This window comes from Paenibacillus curdlanolyticus YK9, from assembly GCF_000179615.1.
Classification (GTDB): Bacteria; Bacillota; Bacilli; order Paenibacillales; family Paenibacillaceae; genus Paenibacillus_T; species Paenibacillus_T curdlanolyticus.
The window spans coordinates 181,825-204,289 of the sequence record NZ_AEDD01000007.1 but is presented as its reverse complement, the minus strand read 5'-3'; the positions used below and the strand labels follow the sequence as shown (position 1 = coordinate 204,289).

Here is a 22,465-nt window from a genome sequence, read left to right as displayed (position 1 = left end):
ATCCATTTATTTCCCTCGAAAATGGCTTCGTATTCGCCGATTAAGAAAGTAGGACTATGGATTCAACACCTAGAAGGAGACAGCATGATGAATCGCCCTCAGCCTTTTCGAGTATATAGAAAAATGATTGTTTATAGCCTTATAGGTCTTTTTGCCTACTTATCGTATGCCTATCCCGTTGAGCTGTTTTTCGGGACGGGCTTTTCGTGCGGCGGGGCACTCCTGCTGTTAGCATCGCAGTTGTTCGGCTGGCGAGCGGGCTTGCTGCTGCTTGTCCTCGTGCATGGCGCTGTTATAAGCTTCGTGCTGCCAAGTTCAAGCTTTCTGCTCCATACCGTGGAAATCGCGCTTACTGCGGCTCTGGCAAGCCGGTGGCGGAAGCTCGGGATGATCGGCGCTAATGCGTTGTACTGGCTATTCATCGGCATGCCCATGCAGCTATATATGCATTGGCATGCAGGTCATTCGACGCAAGAGACTTTATTTTTCACTTATACGGTTTTGGCCGGCGGTTTAGGAAATGCGCTTATTGCTGAGCTGGCGCAAAAATACGGAAGAGTCAGCGTTCTGCTTGGGCATGCCTCGGCGAGGACGGGCGCTACGCTGCGAATATCCCGTGCATTGCTGCATATTACGTTGGCTGCGATGCTCGGCTCTTCTATGCTGTTTTTTATTAATGGGGGGCATACATTTAAGGAAAATATGATGCGCGACCTCAAGCAGCAAGCGAGCCAGTCGGCAATGATGTTGGAATTGGGCTTCCAAGCGATGTCAGATGCGGAGCTTCGAGGCTTGCGCCTTCACGGGTACCTGGAGTTGGCCGATGTTCGCAATTTGATCCAGAACGTACTTTCCTCGACCCCCTATGAGGCCGAATTGCATTCACGTGATGGCCAAAGCTTGCTGATCGTATCGAACGGGACGATGCCAATGCAGCAATGGCATGGACTCGTCAGTCGGCAAAAAAACGGTCCGCTGCACGGGCAAATGTGGTCGCCGGAGCCGCCAGGGCCGGGGCTTGCAGGTGAGCAGTGGATGAAGATGTCCTACACTTATCCGGTGTATTTGGATGATTTCGTCCTGTATGTCCGGCTGCCGCTCGATTCGTATCGCAACGAGGTGTACAGCGTCTACGCCGCACAGCTGATGAGCGGCATCTATATCAGCATTATTTTTGGCCTGTTCGCACTGTTCATTCATCGGTTTCTCGTTCGCGCTGTACATCGATTGGCGATGATGTCTGCCGGCATTCCCGATAAGGTGAAGGCGGGCGAGGCGCTCGTGTGGCCGCAATCGAATCTGGAAGAGATTAACTGGCTTGTGAGCAACTTTCGTGTCGTCACCTTGAAGCTGAGTACGATGTTCAAGGAGTCAAGAGAACTAGCTTATTACGACTCGTTGACAGGTTTGCCGAATCGCTTGCATTTCCATGAGCATTTGCGGCAAGCGGTTGAGCAGGCGCAGCAGAGCGAAGGGCAGGAAGTATATGTCATGTTCGTTGATTTGGATCGGTTCAAGCATATTAACGATACGCTTGGCCATGCGGTAGGCGACCTGCTGCTGCAGCAAGTGGCGGTGCGGCTTTCAAGGGATTTGGAACCGCATATGTTTATGGCTCGCCTTGGGGGCGATGAATTCGTGCTCGTGCTCATTGCGGAGGAGGAGGAGGCACGTGCGCTGGCGACGGAGCTGCTGGCTGACTTGGAGAATCCGTTCCATATTGGAGGCGAGGAGCTCTACGTGACGGCTAGCGTCGGCATCGGATCGTCTGCGATAAGTGGCTTGGAGGCGGAGACGATTGTCAAAAATGCTGATTTCGCCATGTACGATTCCAAAGCGATCGGCGGTAATGGGTACTCCTTCTTCACTCCGCCGAAGACGGACCTCTCACAGCGGATGAGGCTAGAATTCGAGCTGCGCAAAGCGGTGGATCGCCGGCAGCTCCAGCTTCATTACATGCCGATCTATGATCGGGGCGCGGAGCGGACGATTTCTATTGAGGCGCTGCTGCGATGGACGCATCCTGAATATGGTCCGATTTCCCCTGGGGTATTCATTCCGATGGCGGAAAGCTGCGGATTGTTGAAGCCGATTGGGGAATGGGTCGCAAGAGAAGCATGTCGCCAAATCAAGGAATGGCTGGATAATGGCGAACCGGTTGTGCCAGTCGCGATCAATTTATCTCCAACGCAGATCCAGCTGCATGGAATCGTTGATTATTTGGAGGAACTGCTGACAGAAACGGGCATTCCGCCTGAGTTGTTAGAGGTTGAGATTACGGAGGAAGTGTTCGCCAAGCATCCTGAGCGGGTTATTGCTGAACTGCACCGCTTGAAGCAGCGCGGCGTGAAAGTATGGATCGATGATTTTGGCACGGGCTATTCCTCGCTTGGCTTATTGAATCGCATGCCGGTGGATGGTTTCAAAATTGACCGGACCTTCGTTCATGAGCTGGATCGAGATAAGGACAAGCTGTCGATCGTCCAGACGATGCTGCTGCTTGCTCAGGCAAGGAATTGGCTTGTTGTCGCGGAGGGCGTCGAAACGAATGGCGAATCTGAAGCGCTGAAGACTGCTGGCTGCTGCTTGCAGCAAGGTTTCTATTACAGCCGAGCGTTGCCGGCGCAAGAGATGGGCAAGTGGTTTGGGCGGGGAGGGATGCGCATTGAATAGGGGGAAGGGGATGCGAACGGGAGTCTTGCTGCTGGGCGTAATGCTCTTCGTGCAAGGCTGTACGCCGGCGCAGCATGTTTTTCAAGAGGAGCCTGTCATCCAGTCGGCAAAGCCGGAGGTGGCGGAAGCTAGCCGAACGCTGCATCTATTAACCTCTTATTCCTATGAGGAAGGGGATGCCGGAGCATTCGAGAAGAGCCGCAACGTGAACATTCAAAGGAAGCTCACGTCGAGAAGCTCCGTTGAAGAGATATTGGCGGCGCTGGACAGCAGCAACCCGCCGGATCTGATCGAATTGGATTATGGGCAGATGAGCGGCCTCATTAATTTTGATACATTTGAGGATTTGTCTATGCCTCCCTACAATGCGGTGGAAGCGGCGAACCGTTATTTTCCCGGGCTGAGTTTGGAGCGGTTTCGCTCGTTAAAGAATATGAAGCTGGTATTTATGCCAAGATCGCTGCATGCTGGCGTCACCTTTTACCGAGCAGATGTGCTGAAGGAAAATGGGTTTCCGAGCGATCCAGAGCAGCTTGGTACTTACATGGAAAGCTCAGAGCGCTGGCTTCAAATGACTAGAGCGTTAGCGAAGAAGGGCAAGCGTACGATGCAGCAGCCGACGGATCCGTTCGAGATTTATGGGTTTACGAACGGGTTTTTTCGATCAAATGGCTCATTCGTGCGCAACACGAATGCATATATCGATGCGCTGCGTATCGCGAGGGCTGCGTATAAGGAGCAGCTGCCGCTAGGTGCGTCCATCTGGGATGCCGCCGGGCAGGAGGCGCTTCGCAGTGGTGAATTGGTTATGTTCGTCAATGGGGAATGGGCAACCGAACAGCTGTCAGAATGGTTGCCTAAGCTAGCGGACAAGTGGCAAATCACGCGGCTTCCCTTTAATCAGTATGGCATCATTTCGGGCTGGGTGTACGCGATACCGAAGCAGAGCAAGAACAAGGAGGCCGCATGGGCGTATATGCAGTACCAGCTAGAAAATGAGCAGCGTTACCGCGCTTCGCTATATTCTTCGAAATGGTATGACAAGCTCGCGCCGGTCTACACGACGCCGCTTGATGCCCAAGCGAGCGCGATATGGGACAAGGAGATCGGTTGGCGCTATACGACCCTGATGACACCGGAGCGGGTGATCGAAACGATTGAATCAACGATTCGCAGCGAATTATCGGATCAGCTCTCGTTCTTCGCACCACACGATACGAATGGGGTTCATTTGGGCAACCAATGATCGTCCATTTACAATCCGATTTAATCAGACTACACTAGAGTCTATTGATTATTACAGAGAGAATGGATAGGTGATCGGGAGATGAGCACTTCGAAGACCGCAACAATCGAGATTTCGCCGCTTGTGGAGCAGCTCGGGCTGAAGCCGCATGTCGAAGGCGGATGGTACAAAGAATTGTGGAAAGCATCGTTCACGATACCGCAGGAGACGTTAGGCGGCGATTATTCGGGCCCGCGCTTCTCGGCTTCGTCGATTTATTTTGTCCTTCATCCGGGCGAGCAATCCGCATGGCACACTGTTTTATCGGATGAGCTGTGGCTGTGGCATTCGGGCAGCCCGTTGCTGCTGACGCTGGGCGGCGACGGCGAGCTCCCGGGGGAAGAGACGGAAATTATTATTGGAGCCGACGTAGCGGCTGGACAGCATCCGCAAGCGCTCGTGCCTGCTCGTGTATGGCAGAAGGCTCGCCCGCTTGGCGATGAGCCAGTGCTCGTATCTTGCGTCGTGGCGCCAGGCTTCCATTATGATGATTTCAAGCTGATCGGTAGTAAATAACAGTCGCATCAAGCGAATGAAGAACCGGCCTTTGCGAGGGATTGAAGCCTTTGTGAATGGTCGGTTTTTTGTTGGGCGCCAGACCAATCGATTCATAAATATTTTGTATATTAATGTTACTTTAGGCAGGGAGAATATCGAATACTGTCGAATGATAGGAGAGGTGATAAAATCGGGGGATTTGCCCGTTATTCCTATAGCTTGCGCTTATTGGATACCATGGAGGCGTATGATGAAAGCGTTCGTTAAATTAATGTTATGGCTAGTGTTGGTTGTTATAGGGATTGGCAGCATCGCGTTGCCAGTTGAAGCTGCTGACCAGCCCAATGCGGCGGATCAGCCTGCTGTTGCGATCACGAACTGGGAGTATAAGTGGCTGTCGGTTGAGGAAGCTGCTGAACCGATCGATCGAGTAATCGGTGTCAAAGGCTGGGTAAAGGCAGATGCATTGCATCCAATGCCAAGTATGCCTGATGGTATTGGCGGAGCGCTTATCCAGGTCAAACTCCCTGAACTCGATTGGTTAACGCCAGCAATCTGGTTTAAGGGAATTCGAAGTACGTCGATTGATGCATTCAGGGAAGGACAGAGCATGCCGTTTTATCATTCCGAACGGTCATATGGAAAAGATGCGGTGTATATGCTGTTACCGCTGTTTCCTACGGATAGTGGAAGCGTGTTGACTATTAAGCTTCAGTCAGTCAAGGGACGTATCGCGATTACGTCAGACATCCTTCTTGGAGATTATTATCAAATGGAACCCGAATATGTAAAATATGATGTTATTGATGTGATATATGGAAGCGCCTTGATTTTTTTGGCGCTTATTATGGCAGTGTGTTTATTCTTTCTCAAGAGACAGCAGATTGCGCTCTGGCTGTCATTATGTCTTATTATCTTGTGTATTGGGTGCATGGTGCTGGGGTATTCGCCAGCATTCCATCACTTTGCTAAACGAGAAAATGGAGTTCTGCTGTCTAGTCTGTTCGACATTGGTTTATTATCGATCGTACCGATCTTTACGCTTTTCTTCGAGATTGTGTTCGGTGGTGGAGCGTTTGGTTTGATTAGAAAGCTGCGCATCGCCCAGATGATCTGTTCGGCTCTTGCGCTCGTAACCTATGTGTTTGACAGGTTCAACATCGACCTGTTTGGCCTGAGTATTATTATGGTACCACTATTAGGTGTCTCTTTTTTAGTGCAGTTTATCATTCTTTCCACTTATTCGATTAGCTCTACAATCAAAGGGAATAGGGATGCGTTGCTCATTTCAATTGGCTTCGGACTTTTCTCTATTGCAGGAATTTATAACTTGGTTTTGTATTATGGGGATAACAGTTACCAACTAATCTGGTGGAAATGGGGACTGTTGTGCTTTATCCTTTCATTAATTGCTGTCATGGGCAGGCAATTTTCAAGTAATTATGATCGCATAATACGGTATTCTAAAGAGCTGGAGATGTTCAATCATGAGCTGCAGCGTTCAGAAAAAATGGAAATCATTAGCCAGTTGGCTGCGTCCGTTGCTCACGAAGTTCGAAACCCTCTGCAGGTCACTAGAGGTTTCCTTCAGTTAATGGGGGATAAGTCCGTGCAAGAGAAGGATAAGCGCTTCCTGCATATGGCGATTCAAGAGCTGGATCGGGCATCCAGCATTATTACCGACTTTCTTACGTTTGCTAAGCCGCAGTTGGAAGATGTCACGCTGCTTTGTATAACCGAAGAGCTTAGTCAGATTGAGGCAATGATGTCACCGCTTGCGACGATGCAGGGGGCTAAAATTGAATTGGAAGTTGAACCCAATCTGTATGCTATGGGGAATACGGCCAAGTTTAAACAAGCACTCATCAACATGGTGAAGAATAGTCTTGAGGCGACGAACCGCGGCAATGGCTGGATTCAAATTATTGCGCGGGTCGAAGATAACGACGTCGTCGTGTGCATTGCTGATAATGGAGAAGGAATTGAAGAAGAAGCTCTGGCAAAACTAGGTGAGCCTTACTTTACAAATAAGTCTAAAGGCACCGGGCTAGGATTAATGGTCACTTTCCGCATTATTGAGGTTATGCAGGGTACGTTGCGGTTTCGTAGTCAGAAAGGTGTAGGGACAGAGGCAATCATCCGACTTCCGTCCGCAGCTGCCGATAGTCAGGTAAATGAGAAACAAAAAAGAACTGCTGAGGCATAGAAGCCTTTGGCAGTTCTTGTTGTTGATAGCAATTGCGCAATTACCACTCGTATCCTTCGGTAGTGCTTGTTGCGCTAGACTTCAGCTGATTGCTGCTAGGTTTCTGAGGAATAACAAGGTAGAGTTCTGTATCAGTTTCTTCAAGTGCTTTCAGCTTTAAGTTAGCTGGTACATCGATACCGTAAGCATCCTTTAAAGCTGCATTCGGATCGGAGAGCAGTAGTTGTTTGAAAGCCTCGTCTTCCCATGCTTTCTGAATAAGCTGCTGTTTTAATAGTTCTGCGTTCGCCATGTGATCTCCAATCCCTTCGCACAATAGTAGTAGTTCTTTCTTCCTAATTCTATCATGCAAAAGAATTAAAATCTATCATATTTATCCTTATTTCGACAAAAAATTAAAAATTCCGCCATGCATTAACGATAATTTATTTTGTTCGATCTGATTAGCGACATCATTTAGTTGTTTGGTCAATGTTTCGTGAAAGGAATGTACATGCATTATCGTTTTTTCCAGTTCCGGCTCGCTGATCGAGTTTTCCAGCAACGATTGATGTGCGTCGGACGCTATTGTCGCGAATGAGCGCAAGCCGCTTTTTAGATAAAGCTCGTCTTCCAGTTGCTTGCGATCGAGAGGAGCTCGTGGTTGATCGATGGGGAGGCTGGCATGATAACGCTGGTTCAAATGGATAATCAACATGTTGCTATTGCTGCCCTGCTCCCAGTCCTCTTCCCAGTCCATCCAGTCATCCATCATCTGAAGTGTAAGCAGGATTCGATTAATGGCGGCCTCGAAGGAAGGGATCCAATGCTCCTTCCCGGCAGCTATCGCGATACAAGCAGCAGCCAGCTTTACTGGAGCAGACTTGTTTGCAAAATTAAACGCTTCGGCTGGTTCCGAGATCGAGCCATACGGGAGTCGCTGCTCTTGCTCAGTTGCAACGGCAATTGCCCACTCGCTCAGATATCGCCGATACAACGTCCAGAATAGCGAGTCGGCTGGAAATTCTGATTGAAACAGCCGCATCATTTCATCGTGGAAGAGAGCTGTCAACGCGACGGCGTGAGCGGGGGAAATCGCGCTAAGCTTGTCGGTGGGCTGGCGGTCAGCCCGATCGTCCAGCAAGAAGAAATAAAGCATAGCGAATATGCAAGAAGTCGTAAGCCGTTCGACCTTGTCCTCGGAAAGGTTACAGGACTCGTTCGTCCATAGGGGGAGCAGGTAACAGATATAGTTTTTGGTGCTGCCTTGCTCTAATGGATTGTAGGCACGCCAATACTCGCTCCCTGCTGACGCGAGCGGCTCGGGAAAAGCCTGTATTCGTTCAGCTACTTGGGCAGCAACTGTCGATAATGAATCCTTATAGTCAGTAAACCAGCTCTTCATTAGGCTATTCCCTCCAGCACTTGTATTGTCGCAATTGTTTAAACCGATTATACAAGAAAAGAGCCGTGCGAGTAATCTCGCACGGCTCTTCTGATTTAAGCGTCCAACCCGCGCTGGCGCTGGCGTTGGCGTGAGCCAATCGCGCGCGGCAGCAGCACGATAACAAGCAGGTACATTACTTCGACAAGCGCGATTGCGCCAATGACGTCCCAGAGCACATGCTGTTTGACGAACAGCGTCGACATGATAATTGTTGATGACATTCCGTAGATGAGCGTCCGGTTCAGCCAATTGCGCGCAGGGCTCACGGCGAGCAGGCGCATCATGAGATAGCTGGAGAAGCAGTGAATGCTCGGGAAGCAGTTGAACGGGCGGTCCCGTTCATATACGTAACGCATCAGCTGCGAGAATACATCGTCGCCAATAACCTCAGGCCGAGGTACGGTTGTCTGGAATACCGAGTAAATCATATAGCAGGTCAAAGCGCATAGCGTGTACATAAGTACGCCGCGGTAGTACGATGTCCGGTCCTTGAAGAAGAAATAAACCAGGCAGATGTAGATATAAACAATCCATACGCTGTATGGCAAGACGAACGCCCTCAGGAACGGGGTTGCCTTATCGAAGGACGTCACAAGGCTGTATACCTCGTGATCCGGTTGATTGAACACTTTGTACAAATAACCGAGAACGGGAAAGACGAGCATCAACAGCAGCGGGGCGAAGAAAGCAAGCCGCTCACGACTGAGCCACTTTGTCCGTATTGACATGATGATATCAATCTCCTTCATTCTGAGTCTGATTTGATGTGCGCGCAGCGCCCGAAGGGACATGTCCCTCGGCAGGCGGCAGCGACTTTGCATAGGTATGCGATAGCTCAAGCAGCTTGAGCGCACGGTCGAATTCCGATTGCGCCGGATAAGGCGCTTCGGCAGGATCTCCAGGCAACGGATAGACAACGCCGTCCTTGAACTGTTCGCCAGGCACGAAGATGCTCTTGTCGTTAATAAGTGAGCCCGATGGCAAATAATAACGTTCAGGCAGCAGGTTACTTGTATGATTCATTAGATCTTGGCCAAAATAAATTTCATTATCGAGCGGAATGCCCGCTAAGTTTGCGATAGTCGGCATGATATCGACTTGGCCGGCAGTTTGCATGCGCACCTCAGGCTCAAGCGCGCCTGGAGCTGCGATGATGAGCGGAATATTGAGCATATCCGTATAGGAATAAGGTTTGCCAAGTATGGATTGCAGCAGCTCGCGATCTGTATCGTTGAGCGAGTATACCGGCAGTCCCATGTGGTCGCCGTAGATAACCAGCATTGTGTTATCCCATAGACCATATTCCTTCAGTTTGTCGATTAGAAGGCCGATCGCCTCATCGGCATAATGCTGCGATTGAATATAATTGCCGGCGAAGGAGCCTTCGTATTGCTCAGGCAGCTGCAGCTTCTCCACCGAGTCCGGCAGGAAATTGAAGGGATGATGCGATGACATCGAGATGATGTTGGCGTATACCCGTTGGCCGGATTTGTTTATATCGGCAATTTCTTTGATCGCTTGTTCATAAAGGATTTTGTCCGACGAACCGAATGCAATCGTATCTTCCGTGCCGTACCATTCTTTATCATAGTAGTAGTTGAAGCCGAGCGCGCTGTAAAGCTTGTCGCGATTCCAGAACTTCACGTCATTCGTATGGAACGTTGCAGCAAGGTAGCCCGCTTTCTCGAACCGCTTCGGCAAAGAAGGAATCGCATGATCGACATATTCATCGGTTGCAGCGCCGATGGGCGGCACATACAACGAAGTATTGGTCATAAACTCGGCATCCGACGTGTTGCCTTGCCCGACCATTTGGAACATATGCTTAAAATAAACCGATTCATCCTTCAGCTTATTCAGGTTCGGCGTAACCTCATGCCCATTCACCTTCAAGCCGAGCAGGAAGTTTTGGAAAGCTTCCATCTGAATGACGATAACGTTCCGTCCTTGCGCAGCGGCCCAATCCGCCGGCTTGTCCCCGGCAGGGACAGGCGTGTTGCCCTTCAGCTTCATGATCGCTTCTGGCGTAACTTCCGAGATGGCAACGGTTCGATCGTCTTTGCCGCTTGTTGCAACCTTGTAAAGCTCATAGTTGACGATGCCCATTTCTTCTGTTTGGCGCACCTCGTTAATGACATCTTTATGCTGCCATACGGTTACGAGCGCGACAGCCAGCATAACGACCAGCAATGAGGCCATTGCTGATCGTGGAAAGCGTGCGGCAGAGACGGAAGCCCAGCCGCGCGCTTTTTTGCTGAAGGTTAGTGCAAGGCCGATAGCGACAATGTCGGTGAAGATAAGCAGGAAAGAGGGATGCATAAGCTGAAAGACGCTTCCTTTGACCTCTCCGACCTGCCCGACTTGCGCGAGCGCATGATACGTGACGATAATGCCAAAGTACTTGTAGTACATAATGACGGCAAAATAGACGCCTGTGAGCAGTAAGTTGACGGCGAGATAAATACCAAGCTTGCGCTTGGACGCTAGCAGCTCAATGATGGCGAATATGGCCCAGATCGCGGGAAGCTCAGTAAGCAGCGGCTTCCAGCTGAAGCCGATGTCGTAAATGACCTGCCACGACATATAAACTTTGATGATCATAACAATTGAAAAAATAAAAAAAGGACTGTACAACCACGTTCTCCGATTGTGACTCACAATCAATCCCACCTCGATCTCCCGATCTCTTCGTTGACGTTTGTAAACTAATTTATAATTTTAATGATTTGTGTGGATGAATACAACTCATATTAAATGTCGCCATTGCTAACAACAGCGCTTTGGAAGCACGATCTGGATAATGGCCCTGCTCTTGGCTCTCGGCGAATCCGCGTTCAGTAGTCGCAAGAGCAATTCAAAATCGGTTTCCGTGCAGCTAGCGTCTCATCGAGACGGCTGACGACTGTGCTCGTTGGCGCTTCCAGAACCTTCTCTGGCGCATGCTCGGCTTCCCAAGCAATCTGGAGCATCGTATCGATGAAGCGGTCGAGCGTTTCTTTGCTTTCCGTTTCAGTCGGCTCAATCATCATACTCTCTTCCACGATGAGAGGAAAGTAAACGGTAGGCGGATGAAAGCCGAAGTCGAGCAGTCGCTTCGCCATATCGAACGTTCGGACGCCATACGCCTTTTGCCGTGAGCCGGATAGGACGAACTCATGCTTGCAGATGCCGGAGTAAGGCATATGGAAGGCGGGGCTAAGGCGGCTCCGCATATAGTTGGCATTCAGGACCGCACATTCCGATACGCGCCGCAGCCCTTCTGCGCCGTACGAGCGAATATAGGCATAAGCGCGCACAAGGATGCCGAAGTTGCCGTGGAACGGCTTCACGCGGCCGATGGACAGCGGGCGATCGTGATCATAGTCGAAGGAATCGTCGGGAAGGCGGGCAATAAGCGGCGCGGGCAAAAAGGGCTCCAGCAGCCGTTTGACGCCTACGGGGCCGGAGCCAGGACCGCCGCCGCCATGCGGCGTGCTCATCGTTTTGTGCAAATTGAGATGGACGACATCGAAGCCCATGTCGCCGGGGCGAGCGATGCCCATGATGGCATTCGCGTTCGCGCCGTCATAATAAAGCAGACCGCCGGCTTGGTGAACGATGTCCGCGATCTCAACGATCTGCTCCTCGAACAGCCCGAGCGTATTCGGATTGGTCAGCATAAGCGCCGCGGTGTCGGGGCCGACCGCAGCGCGCAGCGCATCGAGATCGACGAGCCCGCGCGCATCAGACTTCAGCGTTACGGCTGTATAGCCGGCAGCGGCGGCACTCGCCGGATTGGTGCCGTGAGAGGAATCGGGCACGAGCACTTGCGTGCGCCGTTCGCCGCGGCTCTCGTGATAAGCGCGGATCATGCGCAGGCCGGTCCACTCCCCATGGGCTCCGGCGGCCGGCTGGAGCGAAACGGCGTCCATGCCCGTTATCGCAGCGAGATCGCATTGCAGTGTATAAAGCAATTCCAATGCGCCTTGCACAGTCGATTTCGGCTGATACGGATGAAGGCTGGCGAGTCCCGGAAGCCGAGCGATATCCTCATGCAGCTTCGGATTATATTTCATCGTGCAGGATCCTAGCGGGTAAAACCCGTTATCGACGCCGAAGTTGCGGCGCGATAATGCGGTGTAGTGCCGAGTGACATCAACCTCATATAGCTCCGGCAGCGCTGCGGGAGCCTTGCGCAGGAGAGAGGCAGGGATGCAATCCTCCAGCGGAAGCTCGGGCACGTCGTCGCATGCGGGCAAGGAGCAGGCGATGCGCCCGGGACGGCTCCGATCGAAAATAAGCGGGGGAGCGGGTTGTTCATTTGCGTTCATACGGCGTATTCCTCCAATCGTGCAGCTAACCGATCGATTTCCGATTGGGTTCGCTTCTCGGTTACGGCGATTAGCATGCAGCCAGGCAGCTCTGGATAATCCGCTTCGAGGCTGTACCCGCCAAGGATGCCGTCCCCCATAAGCTGGTCATTTACTGCTGTGCACGTGAGCCCCTCGGGCAGTTGAACGACAAATTCATTGAAGGCTGGAGCGCTGAGCGGCAGCTTGAAGCCGGGCCGCGCGGCGATTGCGGAGGCAGCATAGCGCGCTTTGCGTACGTTGAGCGCGGCTGTAGCTTGCAAGCCCGTTCGGCCCATAATCGACAAGTAGACAGCGGCGCCAAGCGCGAGGAGCGCTTGATTGGAGCAAATGTTAGACGTCGCTTTCTCGCGCCTTATATGCTGCTCACGCGCTTGCAGCGTCAGCACGAAGCCGCGTTTGCCATCCCGGTCGACGGTCTGTCCGACGATCCGTCCAGGCATGCGCCGCATCAGCGGCTCTGCAACTGCAAAGAAGCCGCAGGTAGGTCCTCCGAATGACTGGTGGAGTCCGAGCGGCTGCGCGTCGCCGACGACGATATCTGCCCCCAGGCAGCCCGGCGGCTCCAATACCCCGAGCGATAGCGGGTTCGCGCTAACGACGAGAAGCGCGCCGCAATGATGGGCAAGCGGCTCGATGGAGGCGAGCGCTTCGATGCAGCCGAGGAAGTTAGGCGATTGGATAAGAACGGCCGCGACCGTATCATCGACAACGTCGGACAACTGTTCGAGATCCGTCGTGCCGACTCCGGCAGCGAGGCCGATTTCAATGAGCTCAATCCCTAGCGCTTGGGCTGTCGTCGCGAGAATATGCCGCGCTTCGGGATGGATGCCCCGCGAGACGGCAAGCCGCTTCCGCTTAGTAGTGCCGCAAGCGAGCAAGCCGGCTTCGGCGAGCGCAGTGGCGCCGTCATACATGCTGGCGTTGGCGACAGCCATCTGAGTCAACTCACATATATACGATTGAAATTCAAAAATAGCTTGGAGCTCCCCTTGGCTGATTTCTGGCTGATAGGGTGTGTAAGCTGTGTAGAACTCCGAGCGCGATAGCACATGGCCGATGACAGCGGGGATATGGTGATCGTAGATGCCGGCGCCTAGGAAGCTGATCAAACGGGTGGTATCGCAGTTGCGAGCGGCTAGCTCGCGCATATGCGACCAAAGCGCGTACTCATCCAGCGGCTCCGAAACGGGGAGCTGGCCGTTAAAGCGGACGGAGGCGGGGATGTCATGGAACAGCTCATCAATCGAGGCAACCCCTATGGCTTGCAGCATTTCCGCTTCATCCTGCGCGGTCATAGGGATATAGCGATGGCGATAAGGAAGCATGCTCTCTCACCTCCCGCCCGTGGCAGGAAGACGCTTATAGAAAGGTGTCGGAACTACGGAAGCTGGGCATGAAGCACCGCGAATATCAACCAGGAGCGGCGTGCCTAGCGCAGCGTAATCCGCCTGAAGCAGCGCAAGGCCGATGTTCCGCTTGAGCGTAGGCGCATGTGTGCCGGATGTCACATATCCAACCTGAACACCGTCAGCAGCGAATATCGCATAGCCCGCCCGCGGAATGCTGCGCTCTGCTAATTCGATGCCAACCAACCGGCGTGGAGCGCCCTCGGTCAGCTGTTTCAGCAGCACGCTGCGTCCGATGAAATCGCCTTTATCCGGTTTTACGAATGCGCGTAATCCCGCTTCGACCGGCGTTATGGAGTCGGACAGCTCATGCCCGTGCAGCGGAAGGCGAGCTTCCAGTCGCAGCGTATCCCGCGCGCCAAGCCCAGCCGCTACCGCGCCGTAGCGTTCGCCAGCCTGCAGCAAGCCGTTCCAGAGCGCTTCCGCATCAGCAGCGGCTGCATACAGCTCAAAGCCATCCTCACCGGTGTACCCGGTGCGTGAAACGAGTGCAGGCACGCCGCACACCGTAGCGGATTGCATAAATTGGAACGAGGTGAGCTTGTTCCATGCTGCACCCGGCGCAGCATCAAGAGCATCGCTGAGAATGGCTGCTGCATCCGGTCCTTGGAGCGCAAGCAGGGCGGTCCGCTCGGTCATATTGTCAATCGTAATATCACCGATGAGATGCTCGCGCAGCCACTCCAGCACCTGCGTCGTATTGGAGGCGTTCACGACAAGCATATATTGGTCCGCAGACAATCGGTAGACGAGGAGGTCGTCGATGACGCCGCCTTCGTTATTGCACATCAACGTATATTGGGCGCGGCCGTCCTTAAGCAGAGAGACGTCGTTAGTCGTAAGCCGCTGGAGGAAGGCTTCGGCAAATAGCCCAGTAACGGTCAGCCTCCCCATATGCGAAACATCGAACAATCCAGCCGAGCGCCTGACGGCCTCGTGCTCCTTGACGATACTCGTGAATTGCACAGGCAATTCCCAACCGCCAAAATCGACGGTTCGGACACCGGGCTGCTTGCCGTACAGGGAAAATAGGGGCGTACGCCGGAGCGTTTTCATCAGGGATCACCTCTTCGCGTAGGATTGGGCTGCATGGGGAAAAGAATGGGATATCGCGCGCTTGTTCGTCATAGGAGTGAATAGGGAGACGAATGCAGAAGCCTGTTGTATTCATGCATACGCGGAAAGGGTGTCGAACATGAGTGAAGTAAGGGCGGGACTGCGATATACGGAGGAGCACGAGTGGGTTGCGCTTCAGAGCGACCGAATCGTCCGGGTTGGCATAACCGATCACGCGCAGTGTGAGCTAGGCGATATCGTGTATGTGGAGCTGCCGTCTATAGGAGCGGAGGTTGAGGCGCTCCAGCCGATGGGCACGATCGAGTCCGTGAAGACGGTGTCGGATTTGTTCAGCCCTGTCAGCGGCATAATTGTGCAAGTGAATGAGGCGCTGGCCAGCATGCCGGAAGCGGTGAATGAGCAGCCGTATGAAGCGGGATGGCTCGTGGACATCCAGGTGCGCAATGATGCTCAGGTTGCGATAAGCGGGCTGTTGACGGCAGAACAGTATGAGAAAAGGATAAATGTAGGGCCTTAGTCGGAAAAAATACACGACTCCCGAGAAGAAATGGCTGTTTGTCCCGCCAAGGGGATGTATAATCTTACCTAGGGAAGTTTGGGCAACGCCATCGGAGGAGAAGCAGCATGATGATGTTACAAGGGACGTACAGCCTAGGAATCGTTGCGCTTTCGTTTATAATCGCAACGTTATCTTCCTTTTCTGCACTTCATACAATCGGCCGGGTCTTGCAGGCGCATGGCCGTTCTAAACAGGGCTGGATGCTCGTTGGCGCCTTCGTGATGGGCTGCGGCATATGGTCGATGCATTTTGTCGGAATGATCGCTTTTCATCTCCATGTGCAGGTCACTTATGATGTGCCGACTACGGCGCTCTCGCTCGTGGCGGCCATCGCGGCATCGTATATCGCGTTCTATTTGACGCAAAGGTCCGAGTCCAGGCGAAGCTTGATCTTCGTTGGCGGCATTGTGATGGGACTTGGCATTGCAGGCATGCACTATATCGGGATGTCCGCGCTCCGCCTGCCGGGCGAGATGCGCTACGAGCCTTCTTATTTAGTGCTATCGGTAGGTGTCGCGATTGTGGTGTCATACGCGGCTTTGTATCTGTTCAGCCGCGTACGGACCACCAACATGAACCGTTCTGCATTGCGCAAATGGTTTGCAGCGGCGCTGATGGGTTTAGCGGTATGCGGCATGCACTATACGGGCATGCGCGCCGTATCCTTCTGGTGCGGCGGCGGGGAGATGATGGACGAGTCGCCTTTGAACGTATTTTTGGTAAGCGCGGTTACGACGGCGATGCTGCTGCTGCTGCTTATTTCATGGGGCATGGTTTATATTGATCGGGCAGTGCTGGTTCGGATGGCATACACGGATCCCCTAACGGGCCTGCCGAATCGATATGAGCTCAGCAACAGGTTTGATTGGTTCTTGCAGCGTGCGAATCAAGGGGCTGTGCTGTTCGTTGATATCGACCAGTTCAAGACGATTAACGATACGCTTGGACATGAAATTGGCGATCTGCTTGTGCTCGATGCAAGCAAGCGACTAGCGCAGCTATCGGAGTCGCTGCAGGTGTTTCGCATCGGCGGCGACGAGTTTTTGCTCATTATTTCGAATGTCGGGCAAGCGGAAGCGGAGGAGATGGCTAGTAGGCTGCTGGCAAGCATCCATCGTCCGTTCCAGCTGGATGGCCATGAGCTTTATGTGACGTGCAGCATCGGCATCAGCTTATATCCGGAGCACGGGCGTGATCAGACGCTGCTGCTGAAGACGGCGGATACGGCGATGTACGATGCGAAGAGCAAAGGGAAAAATCGATTTCAACTGTTTCACCATGGGATGGAGCAGCGGCTCGTTCGGCGGATGGCATTAGAGAAGGACTTGCGCAGGGCGATGAAGCGGGGCGGAGAGTTCGTCGTGCATTACCAGCCCAAATGGGATACGCGCATCGGCGGGCCCTCAGGCTTCGAGGCGCTCGTGCGGTGGCAGCACCCGGAGCTAGGGCTCGTGCCGCCCTCTGAATTTATTCCGATCGCCGAGGAAACGGGGCTCATCGTGGGGCTGTCGCGGTTTGTCCTTCAGCAAGCCTGCCAGGACTGCCTGCGCTGGGAGCGGGATGGATACGGGGAATTGACCATTGCTGTGAATACGTCTGTGAAGCTGTTTGACAGCCATCTTTTGTACGATACGGTGCGTGAATCGCTTGAGCAGTGCAAGCTTCCGCCTGAGCGGCTGGAGCTTGAAATTACCGAGTCGATCGTCATCCACGATATGACCGATGTCATTGCGCAATTGAATCAGATACGCTCGCTAGGCGTGAAAGTATCAATGGACGATTTTGGCTCAGGCTACTCTTCGCTTGGCACGCTTGATCGGATTCCGATTGATACAGTCAAGATTGATCGCATGTTTGTGAACGAGAGCCATTTGCCGGCCAAGCAGGCGATTATTCGGACGATCGTTATGCTGGCGCAGCAGCTTGGCTTGGAGGTTGTGGCCGAAGGCGTTGAAGAAGAACAGCAGGTCGCCTTGCTTATCGAGTCGGGCTGCCCGGTCATTCAAGGCTATTATTTTGGCAAACCGATGGATGATATTCGCGTTCGCGTCTGGCTGGATGATCTCGCGTATAAGGAAGCTGCATGCGCCGATGGCAAGTGACGCATACTAGTGGAACATTGGCTGGTTAACCATTTGGAAGAAACGGGTGTATCAGACGTGATCAAGGAAACAAGGCGGCTGGCAAGCCGCGCAGCGACAGCCGTAGCGGCGATGCTTCTCGCGCAGAGCATAGGGACAGGCCTAATTGGCGCAAAGGCGGAGGGGACGGCAGCAGTTGGATCAAGTGCAGCTGTTGTAGAGCCAACCGACCGCTATACGACGGTGAAGCGGAGCGATGGGCTCAATCTCGTATTCCCGGTCATAAGCGACATTCATATCGGGGCAGGAGACAAAGCCGTAACGAAATTCACTAGCGTCATGAAGCAAATTAATCGCATTGCGCCGCATTATGATGCGATGGTGAGCGCAGGGGATTTGACGGATAAAGGAGAGGCAGCGCAGTACGACTCGTTTATGGCGGTCTATAACAGCCAGAAGCAGGCGTCTGCCCGCCATTTGCTGGCCATTGGCAACCATGATTATTACGGCAGCTCCAGCGCTTCGCGCGCGCAGAAGCTGTTTATGGACAAGACGGGCATGCCGGGTATTTACTATGATGCGTGGATTAATGGCTATCACTTTATCGTCATCGGCAGCGAGAGCAAGACGACGAATGGCACGCTCTCCGATCGCCAGCTTGGATGGCTGAACGCGAAGCTTGCGGATCACGCCAGCGCGGACAAGCCGATCTTCGTCATTTTTCATCAGCATATTAGCAATACGGTGTACGGCAGCGACGAATGGGGACATACGCAAAAGCATAAGCAGCTGTACGCAATCTTGGCCCGTTATCCGCAAGTCATTACCTTCTCCGGGCATTCGCACTATATGCTGAACGATCCGCGAAGCGCGCATCAACGAGACTTCACGTCCTTCGGAACAGCTTCCGTTCGATATCCGGAGCTTGAATCGGGTATGGCGCAGGGCAGCCATCCGTCGGATGACATCGCCCAAGGCTATATCGTTCAAGTGAAGGACAAGCAAGTGATCGTGAAGCGGCGCGATTTCCATCGGGATGACTGGACAGGCGAGGATTGGATTGTCGATTATCCTGCGCGCAAGTCGGCTTTTCGTTATACGGACGATCGCGATAAGGAGAAGCCGCAATTCGGGCCAGCTGCGAAGGCGGTGATTATGCCGGGCAGCATTCGTGGCACCCAAGCGACGGTTTCATTCAACCAAGCCTCGGATAACCTGTTCGTTCACTCGTACGATATCGAAGTAAGTCGGGCAAGCACTGGGAAGCACGCGTTGACGGTGCATGCGTTCTCTGAATTTTATAAATATCCGATGCCGTCCAGCCTATCGTTCGAGCTGAAAGGGCTAACGCCCGATACGGCCTATGTGGCCAAAGTCGTTGCAATTGATTCGTTCGGCAATCGCAGCGCGAAGCCGCTGGCTGTATCGTTCCGGACCGCGAAGCTGTCGCCGCTTCGAGCAGGTGAAGTAACCCGTCTGCTCAGCTTATCGATGTACAACGCTATGGATGGCGCTTCTCGTTGGCTCAGGCTTTATAGCGACCAATAACCAAAAAGGACGGGCTGCATGCCATATGCAGTCCGTCCTTTTTATAGCTTATCTGCCTCCAGCGGCTGATTTTGACCTGTTGGCAGGGTGCGGGGCTCCGCCGGCCTCCGCCAAGAAACGAGAAATATCGGTCTTCTGGCCATGGTAGAAGGCAGGGGAGCTGACGTACAGCCGCTCGCGAGCGCGCGTTACGGCGACGTAGAGCAGACGGCGCTCCTCTTCGATCGCTTCCTCCTTCTCGCGTGCGGCTTTCTCTGGCGTAGTAGCCTGCTTGGGTTGCTGCGGTTGGGTTGCCGAGCGGTGAGGCATGATGTTTTCCGTTGCACCGACGACGAATACGACCGGGAACTCCAGCCCCTTCGACTTGTGAATGGTCATCATCTGCACGCTTCCGGGCTCCGTTTCCGGCGCTGCGCTTGCTGTGTAGCGCTCTTGCTTCTGTTTGTCCCGCGCATCCGCTTGCCGCTTCGCCATCTCGTCGGCGAAAGCAAGGAACGCTTCCACCGTATCGAATCTTCCCGCAGACGTCTCCAGCTCGTCCAACAACTCCTTCATAAGCTCTTTATGCGGCGTGCCGCCACGGTTCGTTTCTGCAAATTTATCGAAGAAAGCGTCGCGAATCCGGCGAATGGCGGTCGCAGGGCGAATGGATGCGATCGCTTTGATCAGCCGCAGCCGTTCCAGTACCTGATCCTTCTGAAATTGCTGCAAGCGCGGAAAATTGGTTAAGTGGATAAGCGGCCATTTTTTCGCGCGCTCGCTTTCCTGTTCGTTAATCCATTTCATGCCGGCGTCGCGATTCACGTACAGCGTCGGGAGCATCTCTTCAATCGCCTGCTTGTCCCGATGGTGAAGCGATATTCTTAAGTGCGCCATGACTGGACGAATAAGCGAGGATTCATAAAAGGAATAACCTTCGCCATGCTCTTCGACCGGAATGCCGGCTTGAAGCAGATTCTCGATCGTTGCGCGGCCGCTGCCGGCTGAACGGTAGAGCACAGCGATATCGCCATAGCGATATTGCCCGGACTCAACCAGCTTGCGGACGGATGCTGTAATGAGGGAGGCTTCTTCCTCGCTTGTAGCAGGGCGGGCAAACATCGGTTTGCCGATGGTGCCTAAGCTGGCGTCATCGGATGCTGCTGGCATCTCAGCGCCAATGCCGGCAAGGGCTGCGCTTGGAGCAGCTGCATGCGATAGCGGGGAGTCGCTCGCGGCTGCTGCCGCAACCTCGCCGTCTGCGCTGCTGTGACTTGCAGCTTCCTCGCGCGGTGCGGGTACCGTCAGCGTTTTCGGCCGCCGATTGCGGTTGCCGCGAATAATGGCGTTGCCAAGCCCGACGATCGCGGCGCTCGAACGGTAGTTCACGCTGAGCGTAACGACTCGCGCGTCGGGGTACAGCTTGTCGAACGACAGAATGGCATCGGCGCTTGCGCCATTAAAGGAATAGATCGTCTGGTCGTCATCGCCGACAACCATCAGATTGCGCTGTTTCCCGGCGATGAGCCGCACGATCTCGTATTGCACCGTGTTCGTGTCCTGAAACTCATCGACCATCACGTATCGGAACCGCTCCTGCAGCGTCGCGAGCAGCTGTTCGTCCTCACTGAGCATACGATGAGCGAGCAGCAGGACATCATCGAAGTCGATGGCGCGGCTCTCTGCCTTCCATTGCTCATATCGGATCAGGACGCGCTTCATCTCGCGTTCGGCCGTTGAGCTCTCCGGCATGTCGGATGCGGTTAACAGCCGGCATTTGTAGGAGGAGAGAAGCGCCAGCAGCGTTTCCGGCTCATAGTCGAGCGTCGTGCCGGCTTCACGCAGCAGCCGCTTTACGGTCATGCGCTGCTGGCCGGGATCGCCGAGTACGGCCGACTGATTGCCGCGACGACGCAGCAGCTGCAGGCAGAAGGAGTGGAAGGTGCGCGCTTCGATCGATTTGGCGGTCGTTGTCGATATGCCCGGCAAGCCGGCAAGGCGAAGCTTCATCTCGTCGGCAGCTTTGCGAGAAAACGTCACGAGGAGCAGCTGCCGTGCCGGAACGCGGCGAACGGCGATGAGGTAGGCTGCTCGGCAAGCGAGCGTCGTCGTCTTGCCGGAGCCCGCGCCCGCGATCGTGAGCAGCGGTCCTTCGCCGTGCCGGACAGCTTGCAGCTGCTGGTCGTTGAGCATGACGTTTTGCTCGTCAAGCGCTTGCAGGAAGCGGGCGTCCCGCTTTGGATCATATGAAGAGGCGTTCTCCGCGTCCATGGGGGAAGAGGAGCTTGCCAGAACATGTGAAGAGGCTTGGCTAGCATGCCTTCTTATCATGGAAGCAGGTTCTACGGTTCGGGAAGCGCCTGTAATGGTGTATCGGTATTGCTGCATTGGGTACTAGTCCTTTCTGCTTGTCCATGCGGTTTGATGCATAAGCTGTTGGCTTTCATTATACCATGCCGTACAAGCGGACACCCTTGCGAGTCATCATTATGTAAAAGCCGCATATATCCATGTCCGTCGAACCGGATAAACACAGCCGTGCATGTCATTAGTCTGCTAGCTCGTCGTCTCGTCGTAATGCGCGCTGCCGATTCACGTAAAGCTTGAATTGCTTAGTGCGAATGACCATGGCACGCCGGTCGGCGAATAGCTGACGCTCTCGCACCTTCCACGTATGGGACATGCGGTTCGCTCTGCGTATTGCGGCAAAATGGTATCGAGACGATGTGCGAAGACGGAAGCCTTTGCGAAGGCAGGCACGAATGAATTGTACATCGGAGCCTTGCCTCTTCTTGCCGAACTTCACGCGCTTGAACACGCGTTGGTGGAACATGATCGTCGCTCCTGCAATGCGTTTCACCCCGGAGTAGGGGCGAAACGGCTGTCTTCGGAGCAGAAGCGTTTGCCGATGGGGGAAATAAAAAAAGAAGGAGCTCTTGCCTACAAGATCAGCCTTGGTCACGCGGAAGGTGTTTACCGCCTCTGACAGATATAAGGGGCCATAATAGTCGTCATCGTCGAACTTAGCAATGTAAGGGTAGCGCGCTCGTGAGGCGGCATAATTCAAGCAATCGCCGAGAGGGCGGCGCCCGGCGATTCGCAGCACGCGTACGTTGTCATAGGCGCTGGCGGCCCGTTTGTAGCGCTTCATGCTCATTCCTTTGCGATTCAGCACGATAATAAGCTCTTTGCGCACCCCTTGCTGGCGTGCATAATTGTCCAGCAGCTGCTTCATAAGCTGCGGCCGCATTGTGGGGCTGACGACTGTCACCCCGGCTGGAGCGAAGCTCTCCATTCCCATCTCCATCTCTGTCATCTGGAAAGCCCTCCTTTATTGAGGAATGTATGGCCTGCTTTGGCAAAAGGGGCGATTAT

16 protein-coding genes are annotated in these 22,465 nt (G+C 53.7%); 7 read left to right on the top strand and 9 right to left on the bottom strand.

The window, feature by feature from the left end:
• Positions 1 to 84 precede the first annotated feature (84 nt).
• The 4 genes from PAECUDRAFT_RS14510 to PAECUDRAFT_RS14495 all read left to right on the top strand — a co-directional run bounded on the left by PAECUDRAFT_RS14510 (position 85) and on the right by PAECUDRAFT_RS14495 (position 6,662).
• Positions 85 to 2,673 carry a putative bifunctional diguanylate cyclase/phosphodiesterase gene (locus tag PAECUDRAFT_RS14510; protein WP_050794358.1) on the top strand — a complete coding sequence of 863 codons (2,589 nt, stop codon included), beginning with the start codon at positions 85 to 87 and terminating at the stop codon, positions 2,671 to 2,673.
• Between the two features lie 10 nt (positions 2,674 to 2,683).
• The gene (locus tag PAECUDRAFT_RS14505) at positions 2,684 to 3,919 is read left to right on the top strand and encodes an ABC transporter substrate-binding protein (RefSeq protein WP_040712658.1); all 1,236 of its coding nucleotides are present in this window, start codon (positions 2,684 to 2,686) and stop codon (positions 3,917 to 3,919) included.
• 81 nt (positions 3,920 to 4,000) lie between these two features.
• Complete coding sequence (locus tag PAECUDRAFT_RS14500; protein WP_006038854.1) at positions 4,001 to 4,474, top strand: cupin domain-containing protein; 474 nt, start codon at positions 4,001 to 4,003, stop codon at positions 4,472 to 4,474.
• A 229-nt stretch (positions 4,475 to 4,703) separates the two neighbouring features.
• Positions 4,704 to 6,662 (top strand): sensor histidine kinase, encoded by a 1,959-nt coding sequence (locus PAECUDRAFT_RS14495; protein ID WP_199558757.1) that lies wholly within the window; start codon positions 4,704 to 4,706, stop codon positions 6,660 to 6,662.
• A 40-nt stretch (positions 6,663 to 6,702) separates the two neighbouring features.
• Here the strand turns inward: PAECUDRAFT_RS14495 and PAECUDRAFT_RS14490 are convergent, their stop codons facing one another.
• From PAECUDRAFT_RS14490 to gcvT, 7 genes are all read right to left on the bottom strand, one after another.
• Entirely contained in the window at positions 6,703 to 6,954 is a 252-nt protein-coding gene (locus PAECUDRAFT_RS14490; protein WP_006038852.1) for an NHLP leader peptide family RiPP precursor, read from the bottom strand.
• 87 nt (positions 6,955 to 7,041) lie between these two features.
• Entirely contained in the window at positions 7,042 to 8,046 is a 1,005-nt protein-coding gene (locus PAECUDRAFT_RS14485; RefSeq protein WP_006038851.1) for a hypothetical protein, read from the bottom strand.
• 95 nt (positions 8,047 to 8,141) lie between these two features.
• The gene (locus PAECUDRAFT_RS14480) at positions 8,142 to 8,816 is read right to left on the bottom strand and encodes a phosphatase PAP2 family protein (RefSeq protein ID WP_006038850.1); all 675 of its coding nucleotides are present in this window, start codon (positions 8,814 to 8,816) and stop codon (positions 8,142 to 8,144) included.
• Between the two features lie 7 nt (positions 8,817 to 8,823).
• Complete coding sequence (locus tag PAECUDRAFT_RS14475) at positions 8,824 to 10,746, bottom strand: LTA synthase family protein (protein ID WP_006038849.1); 1,923 nt, start codon at positions 10,744 to 10,746, stop codon at positions 8,824 to 8,826.
• 176 nt (positions 10,747 to 10,922) lie between these two features.
• Positions 10,923 to 12,398 (bottom strand): aminomethyl-transferring glycine dehydrogenase subunit GcvPB, encoded by a 1,476-nt coding sequence (gcvPB, locus tag PAECUDRAFT_RS14470; protein ID WP_006038848.1) that lies wholly within the window; start codon positions 12,396 to 12,398, stop codon positions 10,923 to 10,925.
• A complete protein-coding gene (gene gcvPA / locus PAECUDRAFT_RS14465; protein ID WP_006038847.1) occupies positions 12,395 to 13,765 on the bottom strand; it encodes an aminomethyl-transferring glycine dehydrogenase subunit GcvPA in 1,371 nt (456 codons plus the stop codon). The genes gcvPB and gcvPA overlap by 4 nt, the downstream gene beginning before the upstream one ends.
• A 6-nt stretch (positions 13,766 to 13,771) precedes the next feature.
• Positions 13,772 to 14,902: a glycine cleavage system aminomethyltransferase GcvT gene (gcvT, locus tag PAECUDRAFT_RS14460; RefSeq protein WP_006038846.1), complete on the bottom strand. Its 1,131-nt coding sequence runs from the start codon at positions 14,900 to 14,902 to the stop codon at positions 13,772 to 13,774.
• Positions 14,903 to 15,041: 139 nt separating this feature from the next.
• On the opposite strand from gcvT, the gene gcvH reads away from it, so the two are divergent.
• From gcvH to PAECUDRAFT_RS14445, 3 genes are all read left to right on the top strand, one after another.
• Positions 15,042 to 15,440, top strand: a complete 399-nt coding sequence (gene gcvH, locus PAECUDRAFT_RS14455) for a glycine cleavage system protein GcvH (RefSeq protein WP_006038845.1) — start codon at positions 15,042 to 15,044, stop codon at positions 15,438 to 15,440.
• Between the two features lie 107 nt (positions 15,441 to 15,547).
• Entirely contained in the window at positions 15,548 to 17,584 is a 2,037-nt protein-coding gene (locus PAECUDRAFT_RS14450) for a bifunctional diguanylate cyclase/phosphodiesterase (protein WP_006038844.1), read from the top strand.
• Between the two features lie 9 nt (positions 17,585 to 17,593).
• The gene (locus PAECUDRAFT_RS14445) at positions 17,594 to 19,111 is read left to right on the top strand and encodes a metallophosphoesterase (protein ID WP_006038843.1); all 1,518 of its coding nucleotides are present in this window, start codon (positions 17,594 to 17,596) and stop codon (positions 19,109 to 19,111) included.
• A 48-nt stretch (positions 19,112 to 19,159) separates the two neighbouring features.
• Here PAECUDRAFT_RS14445 and PAECUDRAFT_RS24760 read toward each other — a convergent pair whose 3' ends face one another.
• Together PAECUDRAFT_RS24760 and PAECUDRAFT_RS14435 are read right to left on the bottom strand one after the other, a co-directional pair.
• Positions 19,160 to 21,478 (bottom strand): ATP-dependent helicase, encoded by a 2,319-nt coding sequence (locus PAECUDRAFT_RS24760; RefSeq protein ID WP_006038842.1) that lies wholly within the window; start codon positions 21,476 to 21,478, stop codon positions 19,160 to 19,162.
• A 160-nt stretch (positions 21,479 to 21,638) separates the two neighbouring features.
• Positions 21,639 to 22,406, bottom strand: a complete 768-nt coding sequence (locus tag PAECUDRAFT_RS14435) for a glycosyltransferase family 2 protein (RefSeq protein WP_006038841.1) — start codon at positions 22,404 to 22,406, stop codon at positions 21,639 to 21,641.
• Between the last annotated feature and the right edge of the window lie 59 nt (positions 22,407 to 22,465).